The sequence below is a fragment of the Actinokineospora enzanensis DSM 44649 genome (genome assembly GCF_000374445.1).
Lineage (GTDB): Bacteria > Actinomycetota > Actinomycetes > Mycobacteriales > Pseudonocardiaceae > Actinokineospora > Actinokineospora enzanensis.
Window position 1 is genome coordinate 235,500 of record NZ_KB894405.1, and the last position, 24,864, is coordinate 260,363.

General features: G+C 71.6%; 16 protein-coding genes. 7 read left to right on the plus strand and 9 right to left on the minus strand.

Features of this window, described 5'->3' with window-relative positions; translation table 11 throughout:
* The first annotated feature begins 257 nt into the window (after window positions 1-257).
* Window positions 258-2,324, plus strand: a complete 2,067-nt coding sequence (locus tag C503_RS0105885; RefSeq protein WP_425393504.1) for an ATP-binding protein — start codon at window positions 258-260, stop codon at window positions 2,322-2,324.
* A 10-nt stretch (window positions 2,325-2,334) separates the two neighbouring features.
* Here the strand turns inward: C503_RS0105885 and C503_RS0105890 are convergent, their stop codons facing one another.
* Together C503_RS0105890 and C503_RS0105895 are read right to left on the minus strand one after the other, a co-directional pair.
* Complete coding sequence (locus tag C503_RS0105890) at window positions 2,335-2,916, minus strand: dienelactone hydrolase family protein (protein WP_026316004.1); 582 nt, start codon at window positions 2,914-2,916, stop codon at window positions 2,335-2,337.
* Window positions 2,917-2,937: 21 nt separating this feature from the next.
* Window positions 2,938-3,687: a ZIP family metal transporter gene (locus C503_RS0105895; RefSeq protein WP_018681266.1), complete on the minus strand. Its 750-nt coding sequence runs from the start codon at window positions 3,685-3,687 to the stop codon at window positions 2,938-2,940.
* A gap of 424 nt (window positions 3,688-4,111) precedes the next feature.
* Here C503_RS0105895 and C503_RS0105900 point away from each other — a divergent pair, with 424 nt between their 5' ends.
* The gene (locus C503_RS0105900) at window positions 4,112-7,873 is read left to right on the plus strand and encodes a WD40 repeat domain-containing protein (protein ID WP_156893001.1); all 3,762 of its coding nucleotides are present in this window, start codon (window positions 4,112-4,114) and stop codon (window positions 7,871-7,873) included.
* Between the two features lie 40 nt (window positions 7,874-7,913).
* On the opposite strand, the gene C503_RS38155 is transcribed toward C503_RS0105900, so the two are convergent.
* Entirely contained in the window at window positions 7,914-10,937 is a 3,024-nt protein-coding gene (locus C503_RS38155) for an AfsR/SARP family transcriptional regulator (protein WP_084476806.1), read from the minus strand.
* A gap of 830 nt (window positions 10,938-11,767) precedes the next feature.
* On the opposite strand from C503_RS38155, the gene C503_RS45715 reads away from it, so the two are divergent.
* The gene (locus C503_RS45715) at window positions 11,768-11,920 is read left to right on the plus strand and encodes a hypothetical protein (RefSeq protein ID WP_156893002.1); all 153 of its coding nucleotides are present in this window, start codon (window positions 11,768-11,770) and stop codon (window positions 11,918-11,920) included.
* 159 nt (window positions 11,921-12,079) lie between these two features.
* On the opposite strand, the gene C503_RS43045 is transcribed toward C503_RS45715, so the two are convergent.
* From C503_RS43045 to pdhA, 4 genes are all read right to left on the minus strand, one after another.
* The gene (locus C503_RS43045; RefSeq protein ID WP_018681270.1) at window positions 12,080-13,384 is read right to left on the minus strand and encodes a fibronectin type III domain-containing protein; all 1,305 of its coding nucleotides are present in this window, start codon (window positions 13,382-13,384) and stop codon (window positions 12,080-12,082) included.
* Window positions 13,385-13,656: 272 nt separating this feature from the next.
* Window positions 13,657-14,943, minus strand: coding sequence for a dihydrolipoamide acetyltransferase family protein (locus tag C503_RS0105920; RefSeq protein ID WP_018681271.1), 1,287 nt, complete (start codon window positions 14,941-14,943; stop codon window positions 13,657-13,659).
* 18 nt (window positions 14,944-14,961) lie between these two features.
* On the minus strand, window positions 14,962-15,942 hold the full coding sequence (locus C503_RS0105925) for an alpha-ketoacid dehydrogenase subunit beta (RefSeq protein ID WP_018681272.1): 981 nt from the start codon (window positions 15,940-15,942) through the stop codon (window positions 14,962-14,964).
* Entirely contained in the window at window positions 15,942-17,042 is a 1,101-nt protein-coding gene (gene pdhA / locus C503_RS0105930; protein ID WP_018681273.1) for a pyruvate dehydrogenase (acetyl-transferring) E1 component subunit alpha, read from the minus strand. Before pdhA ends, C503_RS0105925 begins: the two co-directional genes overlap by 1 nt.
* A 693-nt stretch (window positions 17,043-17,735) precedes the next feature.
* On the opposite strand from pdhA, the gene C503_RS47715 reads away from it, so the two are divergent.
* On the plus strand, window positions 17,736-19,682 hold the full coding sequence (locus C503_RS47715) for a DUF6541 family protein (protein ID WP_018681274.1): 1,947 nt from the start codon (window positions 17,736-17,738) through the stop codon (window positions 19,680-19,682).
* A 70-nt stretch (window positions 19,683-19,752) separates the two neighbouring features.
* On the plus strand, window positions 19,753-20,202 hold the full coding sequence (locus C503_RS43050) for a DUF6228 family protein (protein ID WP_018681275.1): 450 nt from the start codon (window positions 19,753-19,755) through the stop codon (window positions 20,200-20,202).
* A gap of 42 nt (window positions 20,203-20,244) precedes the next feature.
* Here C503_RS43050 and C503_RS46690 read toward each other — a convergent pair whose 3' ends face one another.
* Complete coding sequence (locus tag C503_RS46690; protein WP_169514500.1) at window positions 20,245-20,526, minus strand: NAD-dependent epimerase/dehydratase family protein; 282 nt, start codon at window positions 20,524-20,526, stop codon at window positions 20,245-20,247.
* Between the two features lie 24 nt (window positions 20,527-20,550).
* On the opposite strand from C503_RS46690, the gene C503_RS46695 reads away from it, so the two are divergent.
* Window positions 20,551-20,982, plus strand: a complete 432-nt coding sequence (locus C503_RS46695) for a MarR family winged helix-turn-helix transcriptional regulator (RefSeq protein WP_018681277.1) — start codon at window positions 20,551-20,553, stop codon at window positions 20,980-20,982.
* Window positions 20,983-21,212: 230 nt separating this feature from the next.
* Window positions 21,213-23,159, plus strand: coding sequence for a tetratricopeptide repeat protein (locus C503_RS38180; protein ID WP_156893004.1), 1,947 nt, complete (start codon window positions 21,213-21,215; stop codon window positions 23,157-23,159).
* Here C503_RS38180 and C503_RS38185 read toward each other — a convergent pair.
* Window positions 23,143-24,858 (minus strand): hypothetical protein, encoded by a 1,716-nt coding sequence (locus C503_RS38185; RefSeq protein WP_018681279.1) that lies wholly within the window; start codon window positions 24,856-24,858, stop codon window positions 23,143-23,145. The two genes, C503_RS38180 and C503_RS38185, sit on opposite strands and share 17 nt — an antisense overlap.
* Window positions 24,859-24,864 lie beyond the last annotated feature (6 nt).

A 24,864-nucleotide genomic window follows, 5' to 3' on the forward strand; every position in this document is an offset into this window, starting at 1 on the left:
TCGCCTGCGGCATCGCTGGTGGTCGGCTCGCCTTCGGCATCGCGCTGGAGACACGAGTGTCGTTGTGGGCTTGATCGGGTGGGGCGTGTCGCGTTGGCGGGAGGACGTTGCGGCATTGGTGCCGCCTGGCAGCCGTCAGGTCCCTACCACAAGCCTCACACAAGCACCACCAACCACATCGTTCACCCGCAGGCAGGCAACTTCTCAGACCGTCACCACACCGGCCGATGGGCCAGGCGAGTACCTCGGACGGGAAGGTGACGGGGTTGCGCAGGGTAACCATCGAGCAGCCGGGAAGCGGGAGCGCGCGCGTCGCGCTGGCCCGCACCCTGGGCTTCGCCCTGCTCTACCTCCTGGCCACGGTGGCGGGCCGGATGACCGTCATGGACAGCACCAACCTCAGCCTCGTCTGGCCCGCCGCGGGTGTCGCGGTGCTCTGGTTCCGTGCCCAACGCCACCTGCCGACCCGCTGGGTGGACGTCACGGCGCTGAGCGCGATCACCCTCGTCGTCAACATGGCGACCGGTGCGAGCGCGGCCGCCTGCGCCGTCTTCGTGGCCGCGAACCTCGCCCAGGCCTGGGGATTCGTCCTCCTCCTTGACCGCTGGCGCCCCACCCTCTTGACCGAGGGCTTTCGGGGCCCGCGCGACCTGTCCGCCCTGCTTGCCGCCGCCTTCCTCGCCACGCTGTCGGGCACCGCCGTCGGCCCGACCGGCCTCTGGCTGCTGACCGGCCACTACTCCTGGCTGGCCACCGCCGTCTGGCTGGCCCGCAACATCACCGGGATCCTGCTGGTCGGCGCCGTCGGCCTCTGTCTCGCGCGTGGGGTCGAGGTCCGTCGCGTCTCCGCGTGGCGCGTGCTGGAGTACGCGGCCCTGGCCGGGTGCTCGGTCGGCGCCTACGTGCTCAGCTTCGCCGTCAACCACGGCCTTCCGCTGGCGTTCATGCTCATCGCGCTCACTGTCTGGGCCGCGTTGCGCCTGCCGACCGCGTTCGTGGCCGTGCACGATCTCCTGGTCGGCACGATCGCCGTCGTGTTCACCCTTCAAGGTGACGGTCCGTTTGCCACGCTCGGGTCGCACTCGGTCAAGGCGCTGATGGTGCAGCTGTTCATCGTCGTGGTCGCGGGCGTCGGGCTGGCCCTGTCGCTCGGCCGCGACGAGCGGGTGCGGCTGATCGCCGAGCTGGCCACGGAGAAGGAGCACGCCTCGGAGCGGGCCGAGCTGATGGGGGCGATCATCGACTCGATGGGCGACGGCCTGGTCGTCATCGACCGCGACGGCCGGATCGCGCTGCGCAACCCGGCGTCGGCGCGGCTGATGGGCGGACACATCAGTCCGGACGACACCGTCGCCGATAGTGTCCACTATGGACTGTTCCATCCGGACGGCACGCCGTTCGTCGACGCCGAGATGCCGCACCGGCGCGTGCTCGCGGGCGAGTCTGTGTCCGAAATGGACGTCCTGGTGCGCAACGCGGGCGTGCCAGAGGGGCGCATCGTCAGCGTCACCGTGCACGCGTTGCCCGACGGGCACGGCAGCTCCCGCGCCGTGCTGCTCTACCACGACGTCACCGCGGAGCGCCGTCAGGTCGACGAGCTCACCGGGTTCGCGGGCGTGGTCGCGCACGACCTGCTCAACCCGTTGGCCGCGGTCGAGGGCTGGACCGGCATCACCCACGACACGCTCGCCGACGTGCCCCCGCACCCGGCCGTCGACCAGGCCAGGGACGGTCTCACCCGGGTCGTGCGCGCGGCCACCCGGATGCGCGGCCTGATCAACGACCTGCTCGCCTACACCACCACCCGGGACGCCACGATGGCGCCGATCCCGTTGAGCATCACCGCCGTCGCCCTGGACATCGCGGGTGCCCGCGCGGACGCCTCGGCCGCCGCGGGCATGCCCGCCCCCCGGTTCGCCATCGGCCGCCTGGAGCCGGTGCACGCCGACCCGGTGCTGGTGCGGCAGCTGTTGGACAACCTGGTGGGCAACGCCGTCAAGTACACCGCCCCCGGGTCGGTCCCGGAGGTGTCGATCACGGCTTCCCGGGTCGAGGGCATGGTCCAGGTGACGATCGCCGACCGCGGCATCGGTGTGCCCGCGGGCCAGCACGACGCCATTTTCGACAACTTCCACCGCGCCCACCGCGCCGCGGGCTACACCGGCACCGGCCTGGGTCTGGCCATCTGCAAGCGCATCGTGGAACGCCACGGCGGCGTCATCACCGCAACCGACAACCCGGGCGGCGGCACCCGTTTCACCTTCACGCTGCCCGCCGCCATCGGCCTGACCACGCCCGCGCCCGCTCCCTCGGTCACCGTCTGACCGGGACCGGTCAGACGCCGAGCTGCTTCAGGACCCGGGTCCTGGCCAGCGCGAAGGCGGCGTCGTCGAAGGCGGGGGAGCCGGGTTCGGCGAACCAGTGCCCGACGTTCAGGTAGTGGTACGCGTCGACGTCGGCCTCCGTCGCGCGGAACGCGGTCTCGGTCTCGGCCAACTCCTCCGCGGTGAAGTACTCGTCGCCCTCCACCACGTGCAACCGGACTCGCCGAGCCGTGCGGCCGACCGGCGGCTGACCCCCGTAGAACAACGTCAGGTCATCGGGCACGACCGCCAACGAACAAGCGTGGAAAGCCCCCAACGAGAACCCGACGGCCGCCCAGGGCTGCTCCCCGGCGGCCACCTCCGCGGCCGCCGACTCCGCCCGCGCGTGGATCGCCTCGGAGCCGATGGACCGCACCAACGCCTCGGCGTCGGCGGGTGTGTCCGCGGTCCGCCCGTCGAACAGGTCGGGCAGGAGGACGCGGCGGCCCGCGCCGACCAGGATGTCCGCCCATTCGATGATCGACGGGGTCACGCCCCACCACGGGTGCAGGAGCAGTACCGGGGGAGCGCCCTCAGGGCCGTACCAGGTCACCCGCGCGACGCTACCAAGGTCTCAGGAGTGCGACAGGGCGAAGGCGGTGAGGAAGCCGATCACCGTGATCAGGCCGTTCCACACGTGCGTGTCCTCGAACGCCTCCGGGATCATGGTGTCCGCGATCATGGCCAGGATGGCGCCGCCCGCGACCGCCGTGATCGCCGCGAGCAGTGCGGCCGGGGCGCCGCCGAGCACGGCGTTGCCGAGCATCGCGGCCAGGGCGCTGAGCAGCGCTATCCCGGTCCACAGCCCGAACACGTACGTCCGGCTCCGCCCGGCCTGCCGCATGCCGGACGCGCTCGACAGCCCTTCCGGCACGTTGCTGATGAACACCGCCACCACCGTCACCGCGCTCACCGACCCGCCGCCGAGCAGGCTGGTGCCGATGACGATCGACTCCGGGATGCCGTCGAGCAACGCGCCCAGCGCGATGGCCGTGCCGGACCCGGCCTGCTCGGACTCGGACGGCTGCTGGTCGCCGGAGCGCTTGCGGTGCCGGGCCCCGCGCACCGCCAGCACCAGGTCGGCGAGCGTGTAGACGGCGGCGCCGCCGATCGCGCCGAGGACCGTGGGCAGCAGGCCGCCCTGGTCGTGTGCCTCGGCGATCAGCTCGAACGACACCGCCGAGAGCAGCACCCCGCTGCCGAACGCCATCACCGCAGCCACGACCGGGCGCGGGACCCTGGTCAGGAAGCCCACGAGCGCGCCGACCATGAGCGCGGACCCGGCCAGCAGCCCCCAGCCGCCCGCTGCAGGCACCTGCCCCATCGGCCCTCCCTCGGTGATCGTTCCCCGCACCGTATGCCCGTGCGTCCGTGCTCGCCTGCCGGGTTCCGGTTTGTTCGGATGACCGGATGTCCAGGCAGTCTCGCCTGGTCGGCGGCTGTTCAGTGGCCGGACCGGGGTCGTCGGGGATGTTCAGGACCTGTTGTTCAGCGCGCGATGGTGGACCGTGAACAAAGCCGGTCCGTTATACCGGTTGCTGCGGGGAGTCGCGGAGCCGCGATGACCGGGGGTGCCTGCCTCCCGCACACCGGTGGCGGGGGGCCATGGGGGACCGGTGTGCGGGAGTCCGGCCGGCGGTGGCTCGCCCGCGGGTGATGGGCCGGGGGAGCCCGTGCGGGGTCCCGAAGGGGAGGGATCGGGACCAGGGGGAATGGCTGGGGTGTGCCGATGAGGCGGGGGGTGGGGGATGCCGAGGGGCGAGGGGCCGTTGGGGCCGGGGCCGGAGACGCTGACGAGGTTCGCGGGTGGGCTGCGCGCGCTCCGGTCCGCGGCGGGCGGGCCGACCTACCGGGTGCTGAGCGAGCGCGCGCACTACTCGGCGGCGGCATTGTCCGAGGCCGCGGGCGGCCGCAAGCTGCCCAGCCTGGCGGTCACGCTCGCGTTCGTCGGCGGCTGCGGCGGCGACGCGCACGAGTGGGAAGCGCGTTGGCGGGACACCGCCGCCGAACTGGCCGCCGCGGACGAACCGGACGAACCGGCGCCGTGTCCGGAGCAGGACGCTCCTTACGTGGGCCTGCGCCCGCTGCGGCAGGACGACGCGCACCGGTTCCACGGCCGTGAGCGCGTGGTCGACGAGCTGGTGGACCACGTGCGGGGCAAGCGTTTCGTCGGGCTGTTCGGCCCGTCGGGCAGTGGCAAGTCGTCGGTGCTGCGTGCCGGGCTGGCCCCCGCCCTCACCTCGCGGGTGGTCGTGTTCACGCCGGGGCGGCGACCGGTCGAGGAGTGCGCCGTGCACCTGGCGAGCGTCCTCGGCGTCCCCGCCGCCACCCTGCGGACCGAGCTGCCCGGCAGCGCCGACCGCCTGCACCTGCGGGTGCGTCAGGCGCTCGTCGACGAGCCGGACGAAGCCGAGCTGGTGCTGGTCGTGGACCAGTTCGAGGAGCTGTTCACCGTCTGCGAGGACCCCGCGCAGCGGGACTGGTTCATCGACGCCCTGGTCGCCGCCGCCACCGCGGACACCAGCCGCACCCGGGTCGTGCTGGGCGTGCGCGCGGACTTCCTCGGCCACTGCGCCCGGCACCCCGGCCTGGTGGCGGCGCTGCGCGGCGCTCAGGTGCTGCTCGGCCCGATGACCGCGGAGGAGCTGCGGCAGGCGATCACCCGCCCGGCCGAGTCGGTCGGCTGCCGGGTGGAGGCCGCCCTGGTCACCACCCTGGTCGCGGACGCGATCGGCAGGCCGGGCTCGCTGCCGCTGGTCGCGCACGCGCTGCGGGAGACCTGGCGGCGGCGCAAGGGGACCACGCTCACCGCCGCCGGGTACGAGGCCGCGGGCGGCATCCGGCACGCCATCGCGCGCAGCGCCGAGCAGGTCTACACCGGCCTGGACCCGGGCGGCCGCGCGGTGGCCCGGCAGATCTTCCTGCGGCTGACCGCCCCGGGCGAGGACGCCGAGGACACCAAGCGCCGGGTGGTCCGGGACGAGCTGGACGAGGACGCCACCCCGGTGCTCGACCGGCTGGCCGCCGCCCGCCTGGTCACCCTGGACCACGAGGGCGTGGAGATCACGCACGAGGCGATCGTCCGGCACTGGCCCCGGCTGCGCGGTTGGCTGGCCGAGGACCGCGAGGGCCACCGGGCGCACCGCGACCTGACCGAGGCAGCGCAGACGTGGGCGGCGCTGGACGAGGACCCCGGCGCCCTCTACCGCGGCACCCGCCTCGCCCTGGCCCGCGAGTGGTCGGCCACCGCGCGCTCGCTCAGCGGACGGGAACGCCGGTTCCTCGCCGCCAGCGTCGCGGCGTGGGAGGCGGAACACGCGGCCGCGCGCCTGCGCTCCCGACAGACGCGCAGGCTGGTGGCGCTGTTGGGCGCGTTGTTGTTGATAGCGGCGGGCGCGTTGGCGTTCGCGGTGGACGCGCGCAAGTCCTCGGCCGACGAACGACTCACCCTCGCGGCACGGCGCGCGGTCGAGACGGCGGCGACGTTGCGCGGCAGCGATCCGGTGCTGGCCGGGCAGATCGCCCTGGCCGCGTATCGGCTGCGGCCCGGTCCGGAGACGTTGAGCGCGTTGATCTCCGCGTCCGCGGTCCCACGCGCCCGCGTATTGCCCGGCGTCGGCCGCGCGTATCGGCTCTCGTTCGCGCCGGACGGCAAGTCCCTGCTCACCGTGGACGGCGAGGGCGCCAGACTGTGGCATCTCGACGGCGAGACCATGCCGCGTCTGGTGGACACCCTGCGCCGGGGCGTCGACCCAGAGCTCGGCGCCGACCACCGCGAGATCCGCGCTTTTCCCGGCCTCGACACCGCCCAGGCGTGGGGTCTGCTCGACGCCACCGCCCGCCCGGACGGCGACCACGACCTGTCGGCCCAGGCGGTCAGCCCCGACGGCAGGTTCGTCGCCCAGGTGTCCCCGTACATCGGGGTGACCGTGGCCGAGCTCGCCCCGCCGCGCCGCACCTGGCCGTTGATCGGACCCGACCCGGCCGTCTCCGGCAAGCCCCGGCACAGCCCGCTGGCCGCGTTCAGCCAGGACGGCACCGTCCTCGCCGCGACCGGACCCGACGGCAAGGTGCGCCTGTGGACCATGACCGACGCGGGCCCCCGGCTCGCGGGTACCGTCCCCGACCCCACCGGCGCCACCAAGTCCCTCGCCTTCCGCCCCGACGGCCACGCCCTCGCGGTCGGCGTCGGCGAGGGCGTGCTGCGCCTGATCGACATCACCGACCTCGCCCACCCCGCCGACCTGGGCACGATCGGCGGCTTCACCAGCGCCGTGCGTGCGACCGCGTACAGCCCCGACGGCCTGACCCTGGCCACCGGCGGCTGCGACGGCACGGTCCGGCTGTGGAACGTGACCGACCCACGCCACCCGGGCGAGGTCGGCGTGCTCACCGGGCACACGGCCCCGGTGCGCGGCATCGCGTTCAGCCCCGACGGCCTGGTGATCGCGACCACCGCCGAGGACCGCACCACCCGGCTCACGGACATCGCGCCCGAGCTGATGGCGGGCCATGTCGGCGCGGTCACCGCCACCGCCTTCACCCCGGACGGCGGCCAGCTGGTGACCGCCGCCACCGACGGCATGGTCCGCACCTGGGACGTGTCCGACCGGACGGCTCCGCGCAGGCTGGGCGGCAGGCAGACGGCCGACGTGATCGGCTCGGTCACCACCACCGCGCGCGGTGACCTGGCGGCCGCCGCTGCCCTGGACGGCACGGCGAACCTGTGGCATCCGTTGCGGGACGGGAGTTTCGAGGAACTGGCACAGATACCGGCCGAGGGCGATCCGGGCGCGATCGCGCTCGCTCCGGACGGGAAGGTGCTGTACGCGGCGAACCGGTTGTGGGACATCACGGATCCGCGTACTCCCCGCAAGATGCTCGGCTGGCGCATCACCGCGGGCTCGGCCGCGTTCAGTCCTGATGGCCGGTTGCTGGTCACCGCCGAGCCGAACCTGGGAGTCGATGGGGCGGTCCGGATCTGGGATATCACCGACTTGCACGAGGTTCGGGTGGCCGGCTATCTGCCCGTTCGCACGGCCACCCTGGCTTTCGACCGCCATGGTGTCCTTGCCACGACGGCCCCGAATACGACGACGCGGTTGTGGGGGTTGGGGGATCCCGCGCATCCGGAGGCGTTGTCCGAGATCCCGGTCAGTTTCGACCAGGCCAGCGAGTGGGGGGAGCAGCTGGCGTTCAGCCCTGTCACCGACACGCTCGCCCTGATCGCCGGGGGCGGGCGTCCACCGCAGCTGTGGGACACGGGGGATCCCCGAGCGCCTCGGTTACGGGCCGAGCTGGTCAGTGCTCGGTCGTCGAGCCATGCGATCACGTTCAGTCCGGATGGGACAGTGGTCGCCACTACCGGCGACAACAACACGGCGACGTTGTGGGACATTGATCCGGGACGGTTGGCGGCCCGGGTTTGTGGCGCGGGTGGGCCGGGATTGACGGTGGAACAGTGGCGTTCGTATTTCCCGGACGCGGACTTCCAACCCCCCTGCGGCTGATATCCGGCCTGTACTGCCACCGGACCGCCGGTGACGTCGGCTATTCGCTTTCGTCGGGGAGAAGGTCCAGCAACGCGGGGATGTCATCGAGCCTGGGCGAGGCCAGACCGGCGTAGATGTCCCGTGCCGTCAGCCACTGGCTCCTGGCATCCGCCGGAGATCCCAACGCGAGGTGGGCATGCCCGAGCCCGATATGCGCCCGCGCCCGCTCATCGTGGTTGTCGGTCTCCGCGGCGATCGACACCGCGGCCATGTGATGGGAAACCGCCATCCCGGGCCGCCCGGAGGCAAGCTCCGCCTCGCCCAGCCCGTTGAGCGCCCGAATCTCCCCGTATCTCTCCCGAGTCTCCCGAAAGATCACCAGCGCCCGCCGCAGACAGTCCACCGCGTCGCTCGCCCGCCCCTGCCGACTGTGCACCCCGCCCAGGTTCGTCAGCGTCTCGGCCTCGCCGAACCGGATGCCAAGGTCCCGCGAGATCGACAGAGCGGCCTGAAAGTACTCGGCAGCCTCATCGTCATGACCGGTACGGGTCAACGTCAGCCCGAGATTGCTCAACGTCCGAGCCTCCCCATACCGATCACCCTCCGCCCGATGATGATCCAACGCCCGACGGTAGTACACCACCGCATCGTCGAACTTCCCCAGGAACGTGGTCACCACTCCCAGACTTCCCAACGACGAGGCGGCGATGTCGGGATCGTCCAGCTCCTCCGCCAACGCCAACGCCCGCAACGCGTCCTCCTCGGCCGCGTGGTACTGACCGATCCGCCAATCCACCACACTCAGCCAGTTCAGCGTGCGCGCTTCCCCGGACCGATCCCCGGCAGCCCGGTGCAACCTGATCGCCGACTGATGATGGTCACGAGCGGTCGCGTAGTCGCCGAGTCGCGTGTGGACATTCCCCAGCAGGGACAGGGTGTGTGCCTCGCTCGCCCGGTCGCCAAGGCGCCGGGCGACGGCGAGCGCGCTGGTGTGGACGGTGAGTCCGTCGGTGTAGTGGCCGCTTTCCAGGTAGCGGAACAGAATCGTGGACAACGTCATCACGTGCCGCGTCCCGGCGCCTTCTGTGATCGCGACCAGGGTGGGCAGTTCCGTGTCCAACCACGTGCGCGCCGCGTCCTGGGTGATCTCCGGCAGATCCTGGGACGGATAACCAGTGGCCCGTGTCCAATGCTCGGTCTCCGCCGGGTGCAAAGCGTTCATCGCCGTCGCAGCGCCGGACACGTAATGGTCGTAAAGACGGTTCAACGCACTGCCCGATTCCTGGCACGTGACCAACTCCGCCGCGTAGGCGCGCAGCAGATCGTGCAGGACGAAACGGTCCCGGGACGACTCGGTGGCCAGATGGGCCTCCGTCAGTTCGGACATCAGCTCCCGGGCGGCCGGGACCGGCAGGTCGGCCAGGCAGGCAGCGGCCTCCAGTGCGATATCGGCTATGACGTGCAGTCCCAGCAACCGGAACAGGCGGGCGGCGGCGGACGGAAGTCGGTGATAGGACCAGGACAGGACCGTGCGCGGATCGGCCGCCGGATCCTCGCCCGCGAGCGCGTCCAGCCGGTTCGGGGCGTCCCGCAACTCCTCGGCCAGCGTGGCCAGCGGCGTTCCGGGACGAGTGCGGGCCCGCGCGGCCACGATCGCGAGTGCGAGCGGCAGACGTGCACACCGGGTCACGATCTCCTCGACCGCGTCGGGCTCCGCTCCCACCCGGTCGGAACCGAGTCGGGACGCGAGCAGGTCGCGGGCCTCGGCGCCGGTCAGCAGGTCGAGCGAGATGGGCTCGGCGTCCTCCAGCGTCACCAGACTCGCGAGCTGGTGGCGACTGGTGAGCACGACCAGACACCCCGGCGCGGCGGGCAGCAGCGGTCGGACCTGCTCGGCGTCGGCGGCGTTGTCCAGCAACACCAGCACGCGCTTGCCGTCGAGCCGACTCCGGAACAGGGCGGTCGACGCGTCCAGTGTCACCGGGACGCGCTGGGACGGGACACCCAGGGCCTCCAGGAAACCGCGCACCGCCGCCTCGGGGGAGGTGCGGGCACCGGTGTGCTCGAACCCGCGCAGATTGACGTAGAGCTGACCGTCCGGGAACCGCTCGCGCACCTCATACGCCCACTGCACCGCCAGCGTCGTCTTGCCGATGCCCGCCGATCCACTGATCGTGACGATCCGCATGGTGTCCCGCGCGGCCTCCAACACCTCGGTCAACCTGCGCAGTTCCGCCGCCCGACCGGTGAAGTTCGGGACTCGCGCGGGCAGCTGCCGGGGCAGGGTGACCGCCGGGGCGGGTCGCGCGAGTGCCGGGTCGTTGCGCAGGATGCGCTCGTGCATCGCGCGCGCCGACGGTCCCGGATCGATGCCGAGCTCGTCCGCGAGCACCGTCCGGAGATCCGCGTACACCGCGAGCGCGTCGGCCTGCCTGCCGTTCCGGTACAGGGCGAGCATGTGCAACTCCCGCGCACGTTCCCGCAACGGGTGCTCGGCGGTGAGATGTCGCAACCGGGCGATCGCGGCCGTGTTGTCGCCGGTGCGCAGCGCGAGATCGGCATGGTCTTCCCGCGCGGTGACCCGCAACTCGTCCAACCGCGCCCGCTCGGCCGCCGCCGCAGGCACGTCCAGGTCGCCGAACGCCGGACCACGCCACAACGCCAACGCCTCGGCCAACAACCGCTCCGCGTCGCCGAGCCGCCCGACCGCGTCGGCCTGACGCGCGCGGTCCAGCAGACCCTCGAAGACCCGACTGTCCAGCTCGTCCGGCCCCAACCGCAACAGGTAGCCGGTACCGTGCAGCTCCGGCGCGCTCACCCCCGGCCCCAGCGCCCGGCGCAGGTCGCCGACATACTTCTGCACCAGGTTCACCGCACTCTTCGGTGGCCGCCCCGCCCACACCAACTCGATGATCTCGCCCCGGTCCACCGCCCGGTCCGCGTGCAGCAACAACACCGCCAACACCCGCACCGTCTTCGCAGGCCCCAGCCGCACCGGCACGCCACCACGCCACGCGGCCGTCGCGCCCAACACCCCGAAACGCGTTCCCGTATCCGCCGGTTCACCCCCGCTCGCCGTCACCAGAGCAATCTATCCCGCGCCCCCGACACCGTTCCCGCAGGTCGGCCGACCCTTCCCACCGTACTGCAGCGTTTCTTCCGCGCCTTGGCGCACAGTGTTCCCCGGCAAGCGGCACACCACCGCGAACCGACCGCTGTGGTGCCACCCGGGCAGGGGGGAACCAGCCTGGACGTCGGGCCCTCGCGAGGGCCCGACACGCACTGCGGCGGGCGGAACCGGGACGGCCCGATGGCCACCCGCACACGGCTCCCACGTTGGTCCGTCCCGGTCATCCGCCCGCTTGAACTGGATAGGCGTCGCAAGGGGGGAAGTCGGGTCCTGCCCGGAATGTGGTTCGGGCAGGACCCGCTTCACTAAGTCGGGCACCTGATCATCGGATGATGTGTTTTCCGTTGAGCAGGTTATCCGACAGCGTGACACCAAACCGCGCGGACTACGGGACCACGCTGCCAAGCCGAGGATGACGCCACCGCAAGAGAACGCAACTGTGCGGGCGGGTGTCGTCTTGGCGGGGGTGTGGGCTTCTGTTCCTGTTGAGAGGTGTTGTAGTTGTCTGCCCTCCATCCTCCATCTTTCGCGCTCGCGCGATCGTTCGCGGACGGATCCTCGTTTTCGTGGTCTCTGACAAATCCCAGACCCGATCCCGTCCCAGGATTGGTCACCGCTCACGAAGACCGCGCACCCCGAGCACCGGCAGAGTTCTCCCCGGGCCGCCGAGATCGGTGGTCCGGGTCGCGGAAGCCCGGTCAGGCCCCTGTCGGTGGACCGGTCGGGCCGGTGATGGGCACGCCGGTCCGGCTGTGGTCGTCGGGGAGAGGGGAGTGGAGAGCATGGAGGTACGCGAGAGGGTGTGCGCGCCGGTTGTGGCGTTCGCGGCGGGGCCGAGTTCCGCGAACGGGAGTCCCGGCATCCGCACCACCCCGAGCGGCGGCTGTACCGCGTCCGCCGTGCTCACCCCGTACGACGACGGTACCGGCGGCTGATCGGGTCGGCCCACTTGCCGGGTCGGCAGGCCTCGCGGGGTGAGTTCCCAATCCCGCCCGGCGATATCGCCCTCGCCCTGGGCCGACTCGGTGGATAGGTGTGCCCGCCCCTGTTCCGGATCCCCAGGGGGCGGGCACACCGTCCATAACGGACTGTCGTTATCCGACCAGCCGGAGGGTGACGGTGTTGCCGCCACCGGTCAGCAGGGCGTTCGCCGTGGTGGTCAGCGGGCCGCACCCGGTCAGGGGCGGCACGGTGAACGCGGCGGTCACCTCCCCGCCCAGCCGGGGGTCGAAGCCGGCGGCCGAGCGCAGTGGGAGGTCGACGGGTGCGGTCCGGCAGCCCTCGGGCATGAGGACCCGGTGACCGCGCACCGTCACGGACTTCACCACGACCGCGACCCGCGCGTTCGCGGTGAACACGGTCGCCGACAACGTCCCGGTCGTCGGTGACTCCGGGACGAACTCCAGGTGTGCGGATGTTCCCCGCGCGGACACGTCGGTCGGGTCCAGGGTCAGGTCCGAGGTGTGCTTGCCGGAGAAGGCCTCCAGGACCGTGCGCAGTGATCCGGTCAACGGCACCGTCGCGCCCTTCACCCGCGCGGTCCCGGTCAGCGTGTACGGGAAGGTCGTGGTGCGGGGGAGTGTCCGGACTTTGATCGGGGCGGTCGAGCGGACCAGACGGCCGAGTTGGTCGATCGGGCGGACTCGGACGTAGTAGTCGGTCTCGGGGGTCAGTCCGGTGATCGTGGCGGTGGTGTCGTTGGAGCCGGTCGTGGCGACGACGCGGTCGTCGAGCAGCACCTGGTAGCCGGTGGCGGTCGTCAGGCCCCAGTGCGCGGTGACGCTGTCGGCGGTGGCGTCGGCGGAGAACGGGTTGGGCGCGGGGACGTAGTCGGGCCGCATGTCCATGGTGGTGACCGAGTACCAGCGCGCGGTGGGTTGGTCGCCGCGCACGCAGGTGGTGCTGACCGGGGTGATGTCGGACCAGTCCGCGCGCTTGCCGGTGAGTGTGAACTGGACGCTGTCCACATCGACGGTCGTGGATCCCCAGACGCGCCCCGGAACGGCGGCGGTCGCGTACCCGAACACCGGGATCACCGCGTCCTGCCCCGGGGTGATCTGCGTGGGCCGCAGGTCGAGCGTGCGCGTGGGATACGAGGTACCCAACGCGGTCTGCGCGACCAGACGCACGGTGACCGTCCCCTCGACACCGACCGCGCCCGACAGACCGGCCGTCGGGATGGTCAACATCCCGGTCACCGCGCGCGGCTCGGGGCCGAGGTAGTCGAAGACAGGGTTCTCGATGTCGCCCGCGAGCGTGAGATCCGCCCGACCGACCGACGGCGAGTCACAGGCCCGCGCGACCGTGACCGTCTGGCCTGTCGCACTGGCGGGTTCGCCGATCACCACGACGCTGCCGACCGTGACAAGCACGGCCGCCACCACGGTTCGCACGCGCATGAGGACATCCGTTCGGCGGGGGACCATTCGGTGCCGGAATGGTAAGCGCGCTGTTGATCACCGGGCAAACAGGTTGCTCCGAACGCAGGCCGATGATTCAGCGCTCCAGTTAATGGGATCGGGCGTCTATCGCTCCACATCGGAGGTTGTCCGCCTGGGAGGTGACATGCACCCGGGCGGTGCCGGGATGCGGGTTCGTGTTGTCGGACAGGGGTTCGGGAAAGGCCGAGGCCCCGGGCCGTGGGTCGGTCCGGGGCCTCGGTCGGGCGCGGTCAGGTCCAGGTGAGGAAGCGCCTGGGGTGTTCCAGCAGGGCGGCGGTGTCGGCGAGGAGCCGGGAGCCGAGTTCGCCGTCGACGAGGCGGTGGTCGAAGGACAGCGACAGCGTGGTCACCTTGCGGGGCACCACCTTCCCGTCCACCACCCACGGCATATCGCGGATGGCGCCGAAGGCGAGGATGGCGGCCTCGCCCTGGTTGAGGATCGGGGTGCCGGTGTCCACGCCGAACACGCCGATGTTGGTGATCGTGATCGTGCCACCGCGCAGGGCCGCCGGGGTGGTGGTCCCGGCGCGCGCCTCGCCGACCAGGTCCGCCAGGGCGGTGGCCAGGTCGCGGAACGTGAGACGGTCGGCGTCCTTGATGTTCGGCACGATCAGGCCCCGGGGCGTGGCCGCCGCGATGCCCAGGTTCACGTAGTCGTACGTCACGATCTCCTGGGCCGCCTCGTCCCACCGCGCGTTGGCGCCCGGGTTGCGGCGGATCGCGACCAGCAGGGCGCGGGCCACCAGCAGCAGCGGGCTGACCCGCACACCGGCGAACGCCGGGTCCTGCTTCAGCGCCGCCACCGACTCCACCGTCTCGGTGATGTCGAACGTGGCGAACTCGGTCACGTGCGGTGCCGTGAACGCGCTCCGCGAGACCACCTGCGCGGTCGCCTTGCGCACGCCCTTGATCGGGACCCGGCGTTCGCGCGGGTTCTCCGGCACTGTCCGCACCTCGGGCACGGCCGCCGCCCGCACGTCGTCGGCGGTGACGATCCCGCCGACACCGGACGGCGTCACGGAGGCCAGGTCGATCCCCAGATCCCGTGCCAGCTTCCGCACCGGCGGCTTGGCCAACGGCCGAACCCCCGGTGCCGACCCCGCCGACTGTGCCGGTGCCATCGACCGGGTCGGGTACGGCGCGTTCGTCCGCTTGCGTCTGCCGCCCGACCCCTCCGCCACGCCGTAGCCGACCAGGACCGGCTGTCGTGCGGGCGGCTCCGGCTCCTCGGCAGGCTCGGCGGTCCCGGAAGCCCCCGCGCCCCCGGCGGCGATCACGACGATCACGCTGCCCACGTCCACCGTCGCGCCCACCGGGTACCGCAGCTCGTGCACCACCCCGTCGAAGGGGATGGGCAGCTCCACCGCCGCCTTCGCCGTCTCCACCTCGACCACGAACTGCCCGTCCGTCACCCGGTCCCCGACCTGGACGCGCCAGGTCAGGATCTCGGCCTCGGTCAGCCCCTCACCGACATCGGGCAGGCGGAACTCGCGCAGCCCGGATTCCACGGACTTCACTGTCGTCACGCGGCGCCCCTAGAACGCGAACGCGCGGTCGACGGTGTCGAGTACGCGGTCGATGGTGGGCAGGTACTCCTCCTCCAGCCGCGACGACGGGTACGGGCTGTGGTAGCCGCCGACCCGCAGTACGGGGGATTCCAGGTGGTAGAAGCAGCGTTCGGTGATCCGGGCCGCGATCTCCGAGCCCGGCCCGAGGAACACCGGCGCCTCGTGCACGACCACCAGCCGCCGGGTCTTCCGCACCGACGCCTGGATGGTGTCGAAGTCGATCGGCGAGATGGAGCGCAGGTCGACGACCTCCAGGTCTCGCCCGTCCTCCCGGGCCGCCTCGGCCGCGTCCAGGCACAGCCGCACCATCGGCCCGTAGGCCAGCAGCGTCAGGTCCGTCCCGGCCCGTGCCACCCGGGCCTGGTGCAGTGGCAGGGGCATCTCGTCCACATCCACGTCGGCCCGTTCCCAGTACCGCCGCTTCGGCTCCAGGAAGATCACCGGGTCGGCGGACCGGATCGACTGCTGCAGCATCCAGTACGCGTCCGCCGCGTTCGACGGTGTCACCACCCGCAGCCCGGCCGTGTGCGCGAAGTAGGCCTCCGGCGACTCGCTGTGGTGCTCGATGGCGCCGATCCCGCCGCCGTAGGGCATCCGGACGACCACCGGCAGCCGCACCTTGCCCAGTGAGCGGGCGTGCATCTTGGCCAGCTGGGTGATGATCTGGTTGGCCGCCGGGAAGACGAACCCGTCGAACTGGATCTCCGCGACCGGCCGGTACCCGCGTAACGCCAGGCCGATCGCGGTGCCCACGATGCCGGACTCGGCCAGCGGGGTGTCGGTGACCCGGTCCTCGCCGAAGTCCTTCTGCAGGCCGTCGGTCACCCGGAACACGCCGCCCAGCCTGCCGACGTCCTCGCCCATGACGAGCACCTTGGGGTCGTCCTCCATGGCCTTGCGCAGGGACTCGTTGAGCGCCTTCACCATGGTCAGGGTCCGCGCGGCCATCAGTGCCCCTCCTCGAACCCGGCCAGGTACCGGGTGAACTCGGCCCGCTCCTCGTCGACGAGGGGGTGCTGCTCGGCGTAGACGTGGTCGAAGAACGCGGTCGGCTCCGGGTCCGGCATCGACCGCAGCCCGTCACGCACCCGCTTGGCCAGCGCGTCGGCCTCGGCCTCGATCGCGGCGAGGTACGCGTCGTCCGCCCAGGCCTCGTTGACGAGGTACGCGCGCAGCCGGGCGATCGGGTCCTTCAGCCGCCACTCGGCCTCCTCCTCGGCGAACCGGTAGCGGGTCGGGTCGTCGGAGGTGGCGTGCGGCGCCATCCGGTAGGTCAGCGCCTCGATCAGGAACGGGCCGTTGCCGCCGCGCGCGTGCTCCAGCGCGGCCCTGGTCACGGCCATCATCGCGAGCACGTCGTTGCCGTCCACCCGCACGCCGGGGAAGCCGAAGCCCGCGGCCCGCTGGTAGATCGGCACCCGGGTCTGCTTCTCGATCGGCGTGGAGATGGCCCAACCGTTGTTCTGGCAGATGAACACGATCGGCGCGTTGTTCACCGCGGCGAAGTTGAGCGCCTCGGACACGTCGCCCTGGCTGGAGCCGCCGTCGCCGAAGTAGGACAGCACGGCCATGTCCGCGCCGTCCTTGGCCACGCCCATCGCGTAGCCGGTGGCGTGCAGGGTGACCGGGCCGATGACGATCGTGTACAGGTGGAAGTTGTTGGTGTTCGGGTCCCAGCCGCCGTGGTTGACGCCGCGGAACATGCCCATCAGGGTCAGCGGGTCCACGCCGCGGCACCAGGCCACGCCGTGCTCGCGGTAGCTGGGGAAGATGTAGTCGGTATCCCGGGCCGCCCGCCCGGAGCCGATCTGCGCGGCCTCCTGGCCGAGCGCGGAGACCCACAGGCCCATCTCGCCCTGGCGCTGCAGGGAGACCGCCTCGCCGTCGAAGCGGCGGGTCAGGACCATGTCCCGGTACAGCCCGCGCAGCTGCTCCGGGGTGAGGTCGATCGAGTACTCGTCGTGCGGGACGCGGGTGCCCTCGGGGCTCAACAGCCGCACGAGCGCGGGCTCTGTGCCCTCTCGTGCGGCGGTGCCGTTCGCGGTCACGGTGTAACTGCCTCCTTCGGCTCGGCCCCCGGGATCCGCCGGCGGTCGGGGCGGCCTCGGGTTCACTCGGCGGGTCGCGGGGTGCTGCGACGCGCGGAGTACCGCCGGGCACGAACCGGTTTCGGAAGTGCCCGGGTGAGCCGCCTACCGTCGAACATTACCCATCACCGGACGGTATCGGCGCTATCCGTCGGCGATTGTCCGAGGACCGGGCACGAGTGCTCGGACCAGCGCGGACGAACGGTCGGAAGCGGAATTGTCAACTGCCGCGAGGCACAGTCCGACGGACTTCTTTTCGCACCTTTCGACGATGGCGCGGCGGTCCGTGGTGTTCTGCTCCGGGCCGGGTGTATTCGTACGCGTGGACAAATCCGTGCGCATCGGAGAACGGTGTGCGATTTTCGACCCGGATCCCGATCGGGAAACCCGGCGTCACTTACGGGTGGTTTTCCGCGTCCGGGTGAACACGCACCGTACACGGCCGGTCGAGTTGCCGAACACCACGCCACCTGGTCTCATTCGGATCCCGACGATCCAGGATGGACTCGGGGAGCACGCTGCGTGCATACCCCGGGACTCGCACGTCGGGGCCGGATGTATAGCATGCCGGATAAGCCCGTTTCCGCTCGCGGACGGGTGCTGGGGATGTGCTCGTCCGGATTCCGGACGACAGGAACTACCGGGGGTACCCGAATGAACTGGCTTGGCAGCGTGCCGAGCGTGCTGGTGTGCGCGCTGGGGCTGGTGGTGCCCGGTGTGCCGATCACCTACCTGCTCGGCCTGCGCAGGCTCGCCGCCGTGGCGCTGGCGCCGATCGTGGTCGTGTTCGTCGTGGTGGTCACCGCGATCGTCGCGTCCAAGCTCGGCATCGCGTGGTCGCCGTGGCTGCTGCTGGCCGTCTTCGCCGGGACCGCCGGTCTGCTGGCGGCGGTGGTGCTGCCGCTGCGCGCCCGACTGGCCGCTCCGATCGCGGGCGACCCGCGGCCCGCGATCCTCGCCGCAGCCGCCGGGATCCTGGCCGCCATGCTGTTCGGCGCGTTCACCGTCACCCGTGTGATCACCTCGCCGGAACAGCTGATCGAGACCTCCGACTCGCCGTTCCACTACAACGCCATCGCGCACATCCTCAACTCGCGCGACGCCTCCACCCTGATGGTCGACACGCTGGGCGTGCCGGACCGGGTGCGCGGCTTCTACCCGGCGGGCTGGCACGACCTCGGCTCGCTGCTGGTCATGATCACCGGTGGGTCCGTCCCGGTGGCGGCCAACATCCTGTCGGTCACCATCGCGCTGGTCGTCTGGCCGCTGGGCTGCGTGCTGCTGACCCGCCAGCTGCTCGGCCCGAAGCCGTTGCTGCTCGGCCTCGCCGGGTTCCTGAGCATCGCGTTCGGCGCGTTCCCGTGGGAGCTGCTCGGCTGGGGCATCCTGTGGCCGAACCTGCTGGGTCTGGCGCTGGTGCCCGCCGCGCTGGCGGCCGTGCTGTCCATGGCGGGCCTGGCCCAGGACGACGCCATCGGCCGCGGCCGGGCGTGGCTGCTCGCGCCGGTGATCCTGTTCGCGGTCGCCATCGCGCACCCCAACGCGGTGTTCAGCCTGCTCGCGGTCGCCCTGCCGGTGATCATCCTCGGCCTGGTGCTGGCCGCGCGCCGCCGCCGGGCCGCCGGGCAGCGCGGGCTGTCGCTGCTGCTGTTGTCGCCGTTGGTGCTCACGCCACCGCTGTACTACCTGGTGGTGGCCAAGACCGACCTGTTCGCGGGCACGATCAACGCGGCCGCGCTGCCGTTCGAGACCCCGTCGCACGCGCTCGGCGAGGTGCTGACCGGCGCCACCAACGGACGGGCCGCGGGTTGGGTGCTCGCGGCGCTGGTCGTGGTCGGCGTGGTGACCTGTTTCGTGCAGCGCACCCGCCGCTGGCTGGTCGCGAGCCACGCCATCTCGGGCGGCCTGTACGTGCTGGCCGCGGGCCTGCCCGGCGCGACGCGGCGGCTGTTCACCGGCTTCTGGTACACCGACTCGCACCGGCTGGCCGCGATGGTCCCGATCACCGGCGTCCCGCTCGCCGCCATCGGCCTGGCCGCGACGATCGCCTACGTCCGGCGCCTGCTGACCACGTCCGAGGGCCGGGTGCGGCTGGCCCCGCTGGTGGTCCCGGCGGTGCTCGCGGTGTTCGTCCTGGGCACCGGCGTGGTCAACCACGCCGACCACCGCAACCGCGTCCTCGCCGCGTACCCGCGCGACCACCGCCTGGTGGATGACGACGAGTACGGGCTGTACAAGCGGTTGAACCGGTACGTCGAGCCGGGCGCGATCATCGCCCAGATGCCCTTCAACGGCAGCCCCGAGGCGATGGCGATCAGCGGCCGCCAGGTGCTGTTCCCCCAGATCAACCTGGGCCGGATGACCACCGACCAGGCCTATCTGGCGCAGTACCTGGTGAAGGCCAACACCGACCCGCGGGTCTGCGAGATCGCCCGCCGCCTCAACGTCCGCTACCTGCTCACCAACGACCGCCCGTGGGACAATATGTGGGACGGCGTCACCTACCCGCCGCCCGGCACGCCCGGCTTCGATCTTCTCGATCGTGGCGGCACCTTCGAGCTCTACCGGGTGACGGCGTGTGACAGCTCGAAGAGTGAATGAGTCCGCTGTGCCCGGAGGTTGAGCCGTCCTCCGGAAGTTTCGCACCAGCCGCTGATCCTGGGGGATTTCGGTGTCCTCGGTGGTTTTCCAGAGCGTCGGCGACCGTCGCACGCGGGTAACACTGATCGGGCCGCCACGGTATGCGGAGTTCTACAGCTTCAAACGCCTCTACCTGGTGATGGATATCCAGGTGGAGGCGGAGGGGATCTCGGTGCGGAGTCCCCTCCGCCTCGACCCGGTCGCCGAGGTCGACCTTCCGGAGTTCCTGGACTCCCTGGCCGCCGACTATCGCGGTTGGACCGGGGTCCGGGACTGGCGCGCCGACCACATCGCGTTGGCGGCGAGCCACAATGGTTGGGGAACCATCGATCTGCGATGGACGATCTCCCCGGACACTCCCGTGCGTGGTTGGCGGCTGACCTTGACCACTCGGCTGGACGCGGGCAATCAGATGACCAACCTTGCCCAAGGTACCCGCGGATTCTTCGCCGACTGCCAGACGGAACCCGAGGACGCCTGAGTCCTTGTGCTCGCGCGAGTGTCCGGCCGTTCCCGGCCGTGATCACAGCGCGTCGGCGTCGAGTGCTGTGTGGACGGTCGGGTGGCGCGGGCGGACGCCGAGGGTGCGGCGCAGACGGGTGGTGTCGACGATGAGCTCCCACGGGTCCGGCTGCGGCAGGTCGCGCGGCGGTGCCTGTCCGGTCAGCGCCGCGATGTCCCAGGCGGTGGTCGGGGCGTCGTCGGCGACGGTGACCGCCTGGCCGTCCATGCCGTCGTGGCGCAGCAGGGCGAGCAGGGCCTGGGCGACGTCGGCGTGAGGCGGGCGACGCGCCTCCACTGTCAAGCCGCGGCCGATTACCCTGGTCCCGTGGACGACAACCGGCTCGGCGCGGCGACCTGGAGCGCCCTCTACGAGCTGTTCCGCGCCACCACCGAGGCCAACCTCCGCTCCGCCGCCGCCGCAGGCCTGAGCCCCGGTGACGTCAAGGCCCTGATCGCGCTCACCCCCGACGCCCGCCCCGCCATGCGCGACCTCGCCGAGCTCTGGCGCTGCGACGCCTCCACGGCCACCTGGATCGTCGACCGCCTGGAACGCCGCGCCCTCGTCGCGCGCGGCCCACACGAGACCGACCGCCGGATCAAGGTCGTCGCCCTGACCGCGGTGGGGGAACGTGTGCGCGCGGAGCTGGTCGCCCGGGTCAGCGAGCCGCCTGCCGCCCTGAACGCCCTGACCTCCGCTGAACTCCGCCTTTTCCACGACCTCGTGCACCGAGTCCTGGACGCTCACCAGCCGGACTGACCCCTTCGGGGCCGCAAGCAGGGCTCTTGGTCATCCACAGGGTGTCGAATCCATCCACAGCCGGTCGGGCACCACTTCCCTCGTCCTGACCTGGGCCGATAGGTTCACGCATGGGCAGGCCCCCGGCAGGCAGGCGGCGTGTGGGTGATCTTGTGGGGATGTGAGTGAACGACAGCGCGGAGTGAGCGTGCTGTGTAGGGTCGGCGCGGGGAACGAGGGGAGTGTCGGGCGTGGTTGTGCACCAGCAGTTGCCCGCGCCGCCGCGGGGGTTCGTCGATCGGGAGGCGTTGGTCGGCTGGCTGACGGGGTGTTTCGCGGCCGCGAAGGCGGAAGGGCGGCCTGCCCAGGCGGCGATGCACGGGCCGTCGGGGGTCGGGGCGCGCAGTGTCGTGCAGAAGGCGTACTGGGCGGATCCGGCGCGGTTTCCCGACGGGGCGCTGCGGGTCCGGCTCGGTGACGCGGTCGATCGGAACGCCGATCCGGTGGGGGAGGCGTTGAGCGGGGTCCTGGTCGACCTCGGTGTGCCGCGCGATGACATCCCCGTATCGGTCGAGTCGCGGAGCGACTGGCTGCGCAGCCATACCTATTCGCTGAGTCTGCTGCTGGTGCTGGAGGAGGTCGTCAGCGTCGCGCAGGTGAAGCCGTTCCTGCTGAACTCGCCCGGGTCGGCGCTGGTGGTCGTCGCGCGGTCGCGGATCCGGTTGCTTGCCAAGGAAGGGTTCGACCTGGCGGCCGTGGAGCCGCTGGCCGACGAGCACGGGGTCGCCATGTTCGAGCGGGCCCTGGGACCTGACTGGTTCGCGGCCGCCGACGTGCGCCCGGAGTCGCTGGTGCGGGCGTGCGGCGGGTACCCGCTGGCGATCAGTACCACGGCCGCGCAGATCGCGGGGACGCCGGAATGGGAGGTCCCCGAGCTGATCCGCGAGGTGGCGCGCAGTGGGGTCGGTGCGCTGGACCGGGAGTCCCAGGACTATGTCCGCGACAGTTTCGACCGCGCCTACCAGCGCCTCGCCGCCGCCGACGCGCGTGCCTACCGGCTGGTCGTCGGTGTGCACCCGGGGTCGACCGTGCCGGTGGCGGCCGCCGCCGCGATGCTGGGCGAGTCGGTGGCGGAGACGCGGGCCGCGTTGTCGCGGCTGGCGGTGAGCACGCTCGTCGAGTTCGTGTCGGCCGATCTCGTGCGGTTCCACGATGTCGCGCACTGGCACGCGCGGGAGCGGGCCGACGCGGACGAGCCGTTCGAGGCGCGTCGGGCCGCCGCCGAGCGGGTGATCCGGTGGTACCTCGACGAGACCGTCAAACGTGACCGAGTCCTGTCGGACCGGCCACGCACCAACCCGGCGTACGGCCGGAAGGCGATCGGCGTCCAGCCGTCCCGTGCCGAAGCTTTGGTGTGGCTGGAGGAGTATCGCCCCAACCTGCGTGCCGCCGTCGCGCTCGCCGAACGGATCCAGGCGCACGACCTCACCTGGCAGCTCTGCGAGGCGCTGTGGGGCCTGTTCCACCTGCACCGCCACTACGACGACTGGATCACCACGCACCACGCGGGCCTCGCCGCCGCCATCCAGTCGGGCAACCCGAGTGCGGTGATGCGGATGACCTCGCAGCTGGGTTCCGCGCTGCTGGCCACCAATGAGCTGGCGGGCGCGGCCCAGGCGTTCGCCGATTCCGGTGCGGCGGCGGAGAAGGCGAAGGACCCGGTCGGCAGGCAGAGCGCGCTGGAGTGGTCCGGCAAGGTCGCCGCCCGCAGGGGTGAGTACGAGACGGCGCTGCGGTACTTCGACCAGTCCTGGCACGTGGCCGAGACCCAGGTGCCCGCGGAGCTCCGGCCGCGGATGCTTGCCCTGCTGTGCCTGCAACGCGCCAGGGTCCTGCTCGCCGCGGGCCGCGCCGACGAGGTGCAGGCCGCCGCGCAGCCTGCCGTCGAGTACTTCGAGCAGACGAACGAGCGGGACAACCAGGCGAAACCCCTGCTGGTGCAGGCGAAAGCGCTGGCCGCGCTGGGCCGGGCGACCGTGGCGGCCGAGGTCGCGCGCCGGGTGGCCGCCCTGTTTCGGGCGGACGAATCCTTGCAGGGTGAGGCCGAGGCGTTGGACCTGGTGATCGAGAACGACCCGACCGAGGAGGAGCGGGCTCGGCTGCTGGACCTCTACACGCGGCTCAGCGGCGGACGCTGAACACGCTCGCATCGCCCGCGCGCACGGTCAGCGTGTCCGGGGGCTCGTCGTGCTCGGTCAGCCACAGGTAGAGCGCCGACACGGCCGCCAGCGCCTCCACTGCGCCACTTTCCCTGCCGATACGCAGGATAGGGCCACCCCGCACGCTCACCACGCACCGCGCCTCGTCCAGCACCACCGCTGCCATCCGGGCGAACGGGTGGGCGTCGTGGGCCTCGGCGAGCCAGGTCGGGTCGCCGTCCCGGGTGAAGACGTCCCGGGTGAAGACGATGTCCGCGTTGCCGCGTACGGCGGGCATCGGGTGGTCGGCCACCGCCACGAGGTGCGCGTCGTCCAGCATCGGTCTCGGCGTCGCCCGGCCCAGCAGCGCGTCCACGGGGTGCCGCGCCAGGTGGACCTCGTCGCCGATCACCGCGCCCGCCACCCGGACACCCAGGTGCTGTCCCGTGCCGGGAATCGCAACAGGCAGTGGGAGAAGTGGAACCAGAACGGGAGTTTCCGGTTCGGGGAGGTCCAGCAGTTCGTAGCAGAGGCGCCGCAACCGCTCTGCCGCCTCGCCCGGGACGGACGTGACGAATGCCCGGATATCCCTGTGCGTGCCGGATTCGTAACGTTCGCGGGCCTGGTCGAGCTGTGTGAGCAGGCTGCGGTCCCTGCGCAAGGCGGGAGCGGTGGAGCCGAGCAGGCGCACGGCGGTGCCTGGGGCGACCTCCTCCTCCGGGAATGACGCCAGCAACACGGGTTTGTCCAATGCCGCCCCGTATCCGGTCACCGCGCCGTGGTCGCCGATCACCACGTCCGCGGCCACCAACGCGGCCGCCCAGCCTTCGGCGGGTGGGATGAGGATCAGCCCGGCCCGCAGACAGTCCGCGAGCCACAGCCGGATCTGCTTGAGGCCGTACCGGTACCAGATGTGCGGGTGCAGAATGGCCGCGACGCGATAGCGGTCCACCGGAAGCTCGGCGAGCAGTGTGCGCAGGAGGTCCGGCCAGGTGCCGAACAGGGACTCCGACCGCCAGGTGGAGGACACGACCGCGAGCGCCTCCCCGTCCCGCACGCCCAAGGCCCGCCGATACCGCGCTCGTCGGCCTCGGCTGGCGATCATGCGGTCGAACCGGGGATCACCGCCCAGGAAGGCCGCCCCGACCGCCTCCGGGACCGACTCGGCCAGCCGGACGGCCTGCTCGTCATGCGAGAGCACGAGCGCGTCCGGCACGACCCGGCCGTCCGAGATCAGGGAATGCGGCGACAGCCCGTAGACTCCCGGGCTTTCCGGCTTTCCGGCTTTCCGGCTTTCCGGCTTTCCGGCTTTCCGGCTTTCCGGCTTTCCCGGAATCGTCTTACTGTAGCCGATCCCGTGCGACAGCACGATCAGCGGCGCCGTCAGGTCGTGCAGGTTTCCGCTGGTGTTGGCTGTGATCGCCAGGTCCCATGCGCTGTCCAGCGCTTGGTCCCATGACACCGACGGCAGCTCGTACTCCCGCAGGAAATCCTCCACCCCCACCGACAATGTCGACCCGTGCGGGCACGTGAAAACCACGCGCACCCGGAAGTCGGAATCGAACAGGGGCAGGACATCCAGCAACCGGTTCGCGGACGCCACGGTGTGCACGACGAACAACACCGTTCGGGAATGCCGCACCGTGGACCACCGCCGCGCCGGTTCGCCGATCGGCGTGCGCGACCAGACTCCGGTCATCGGTTC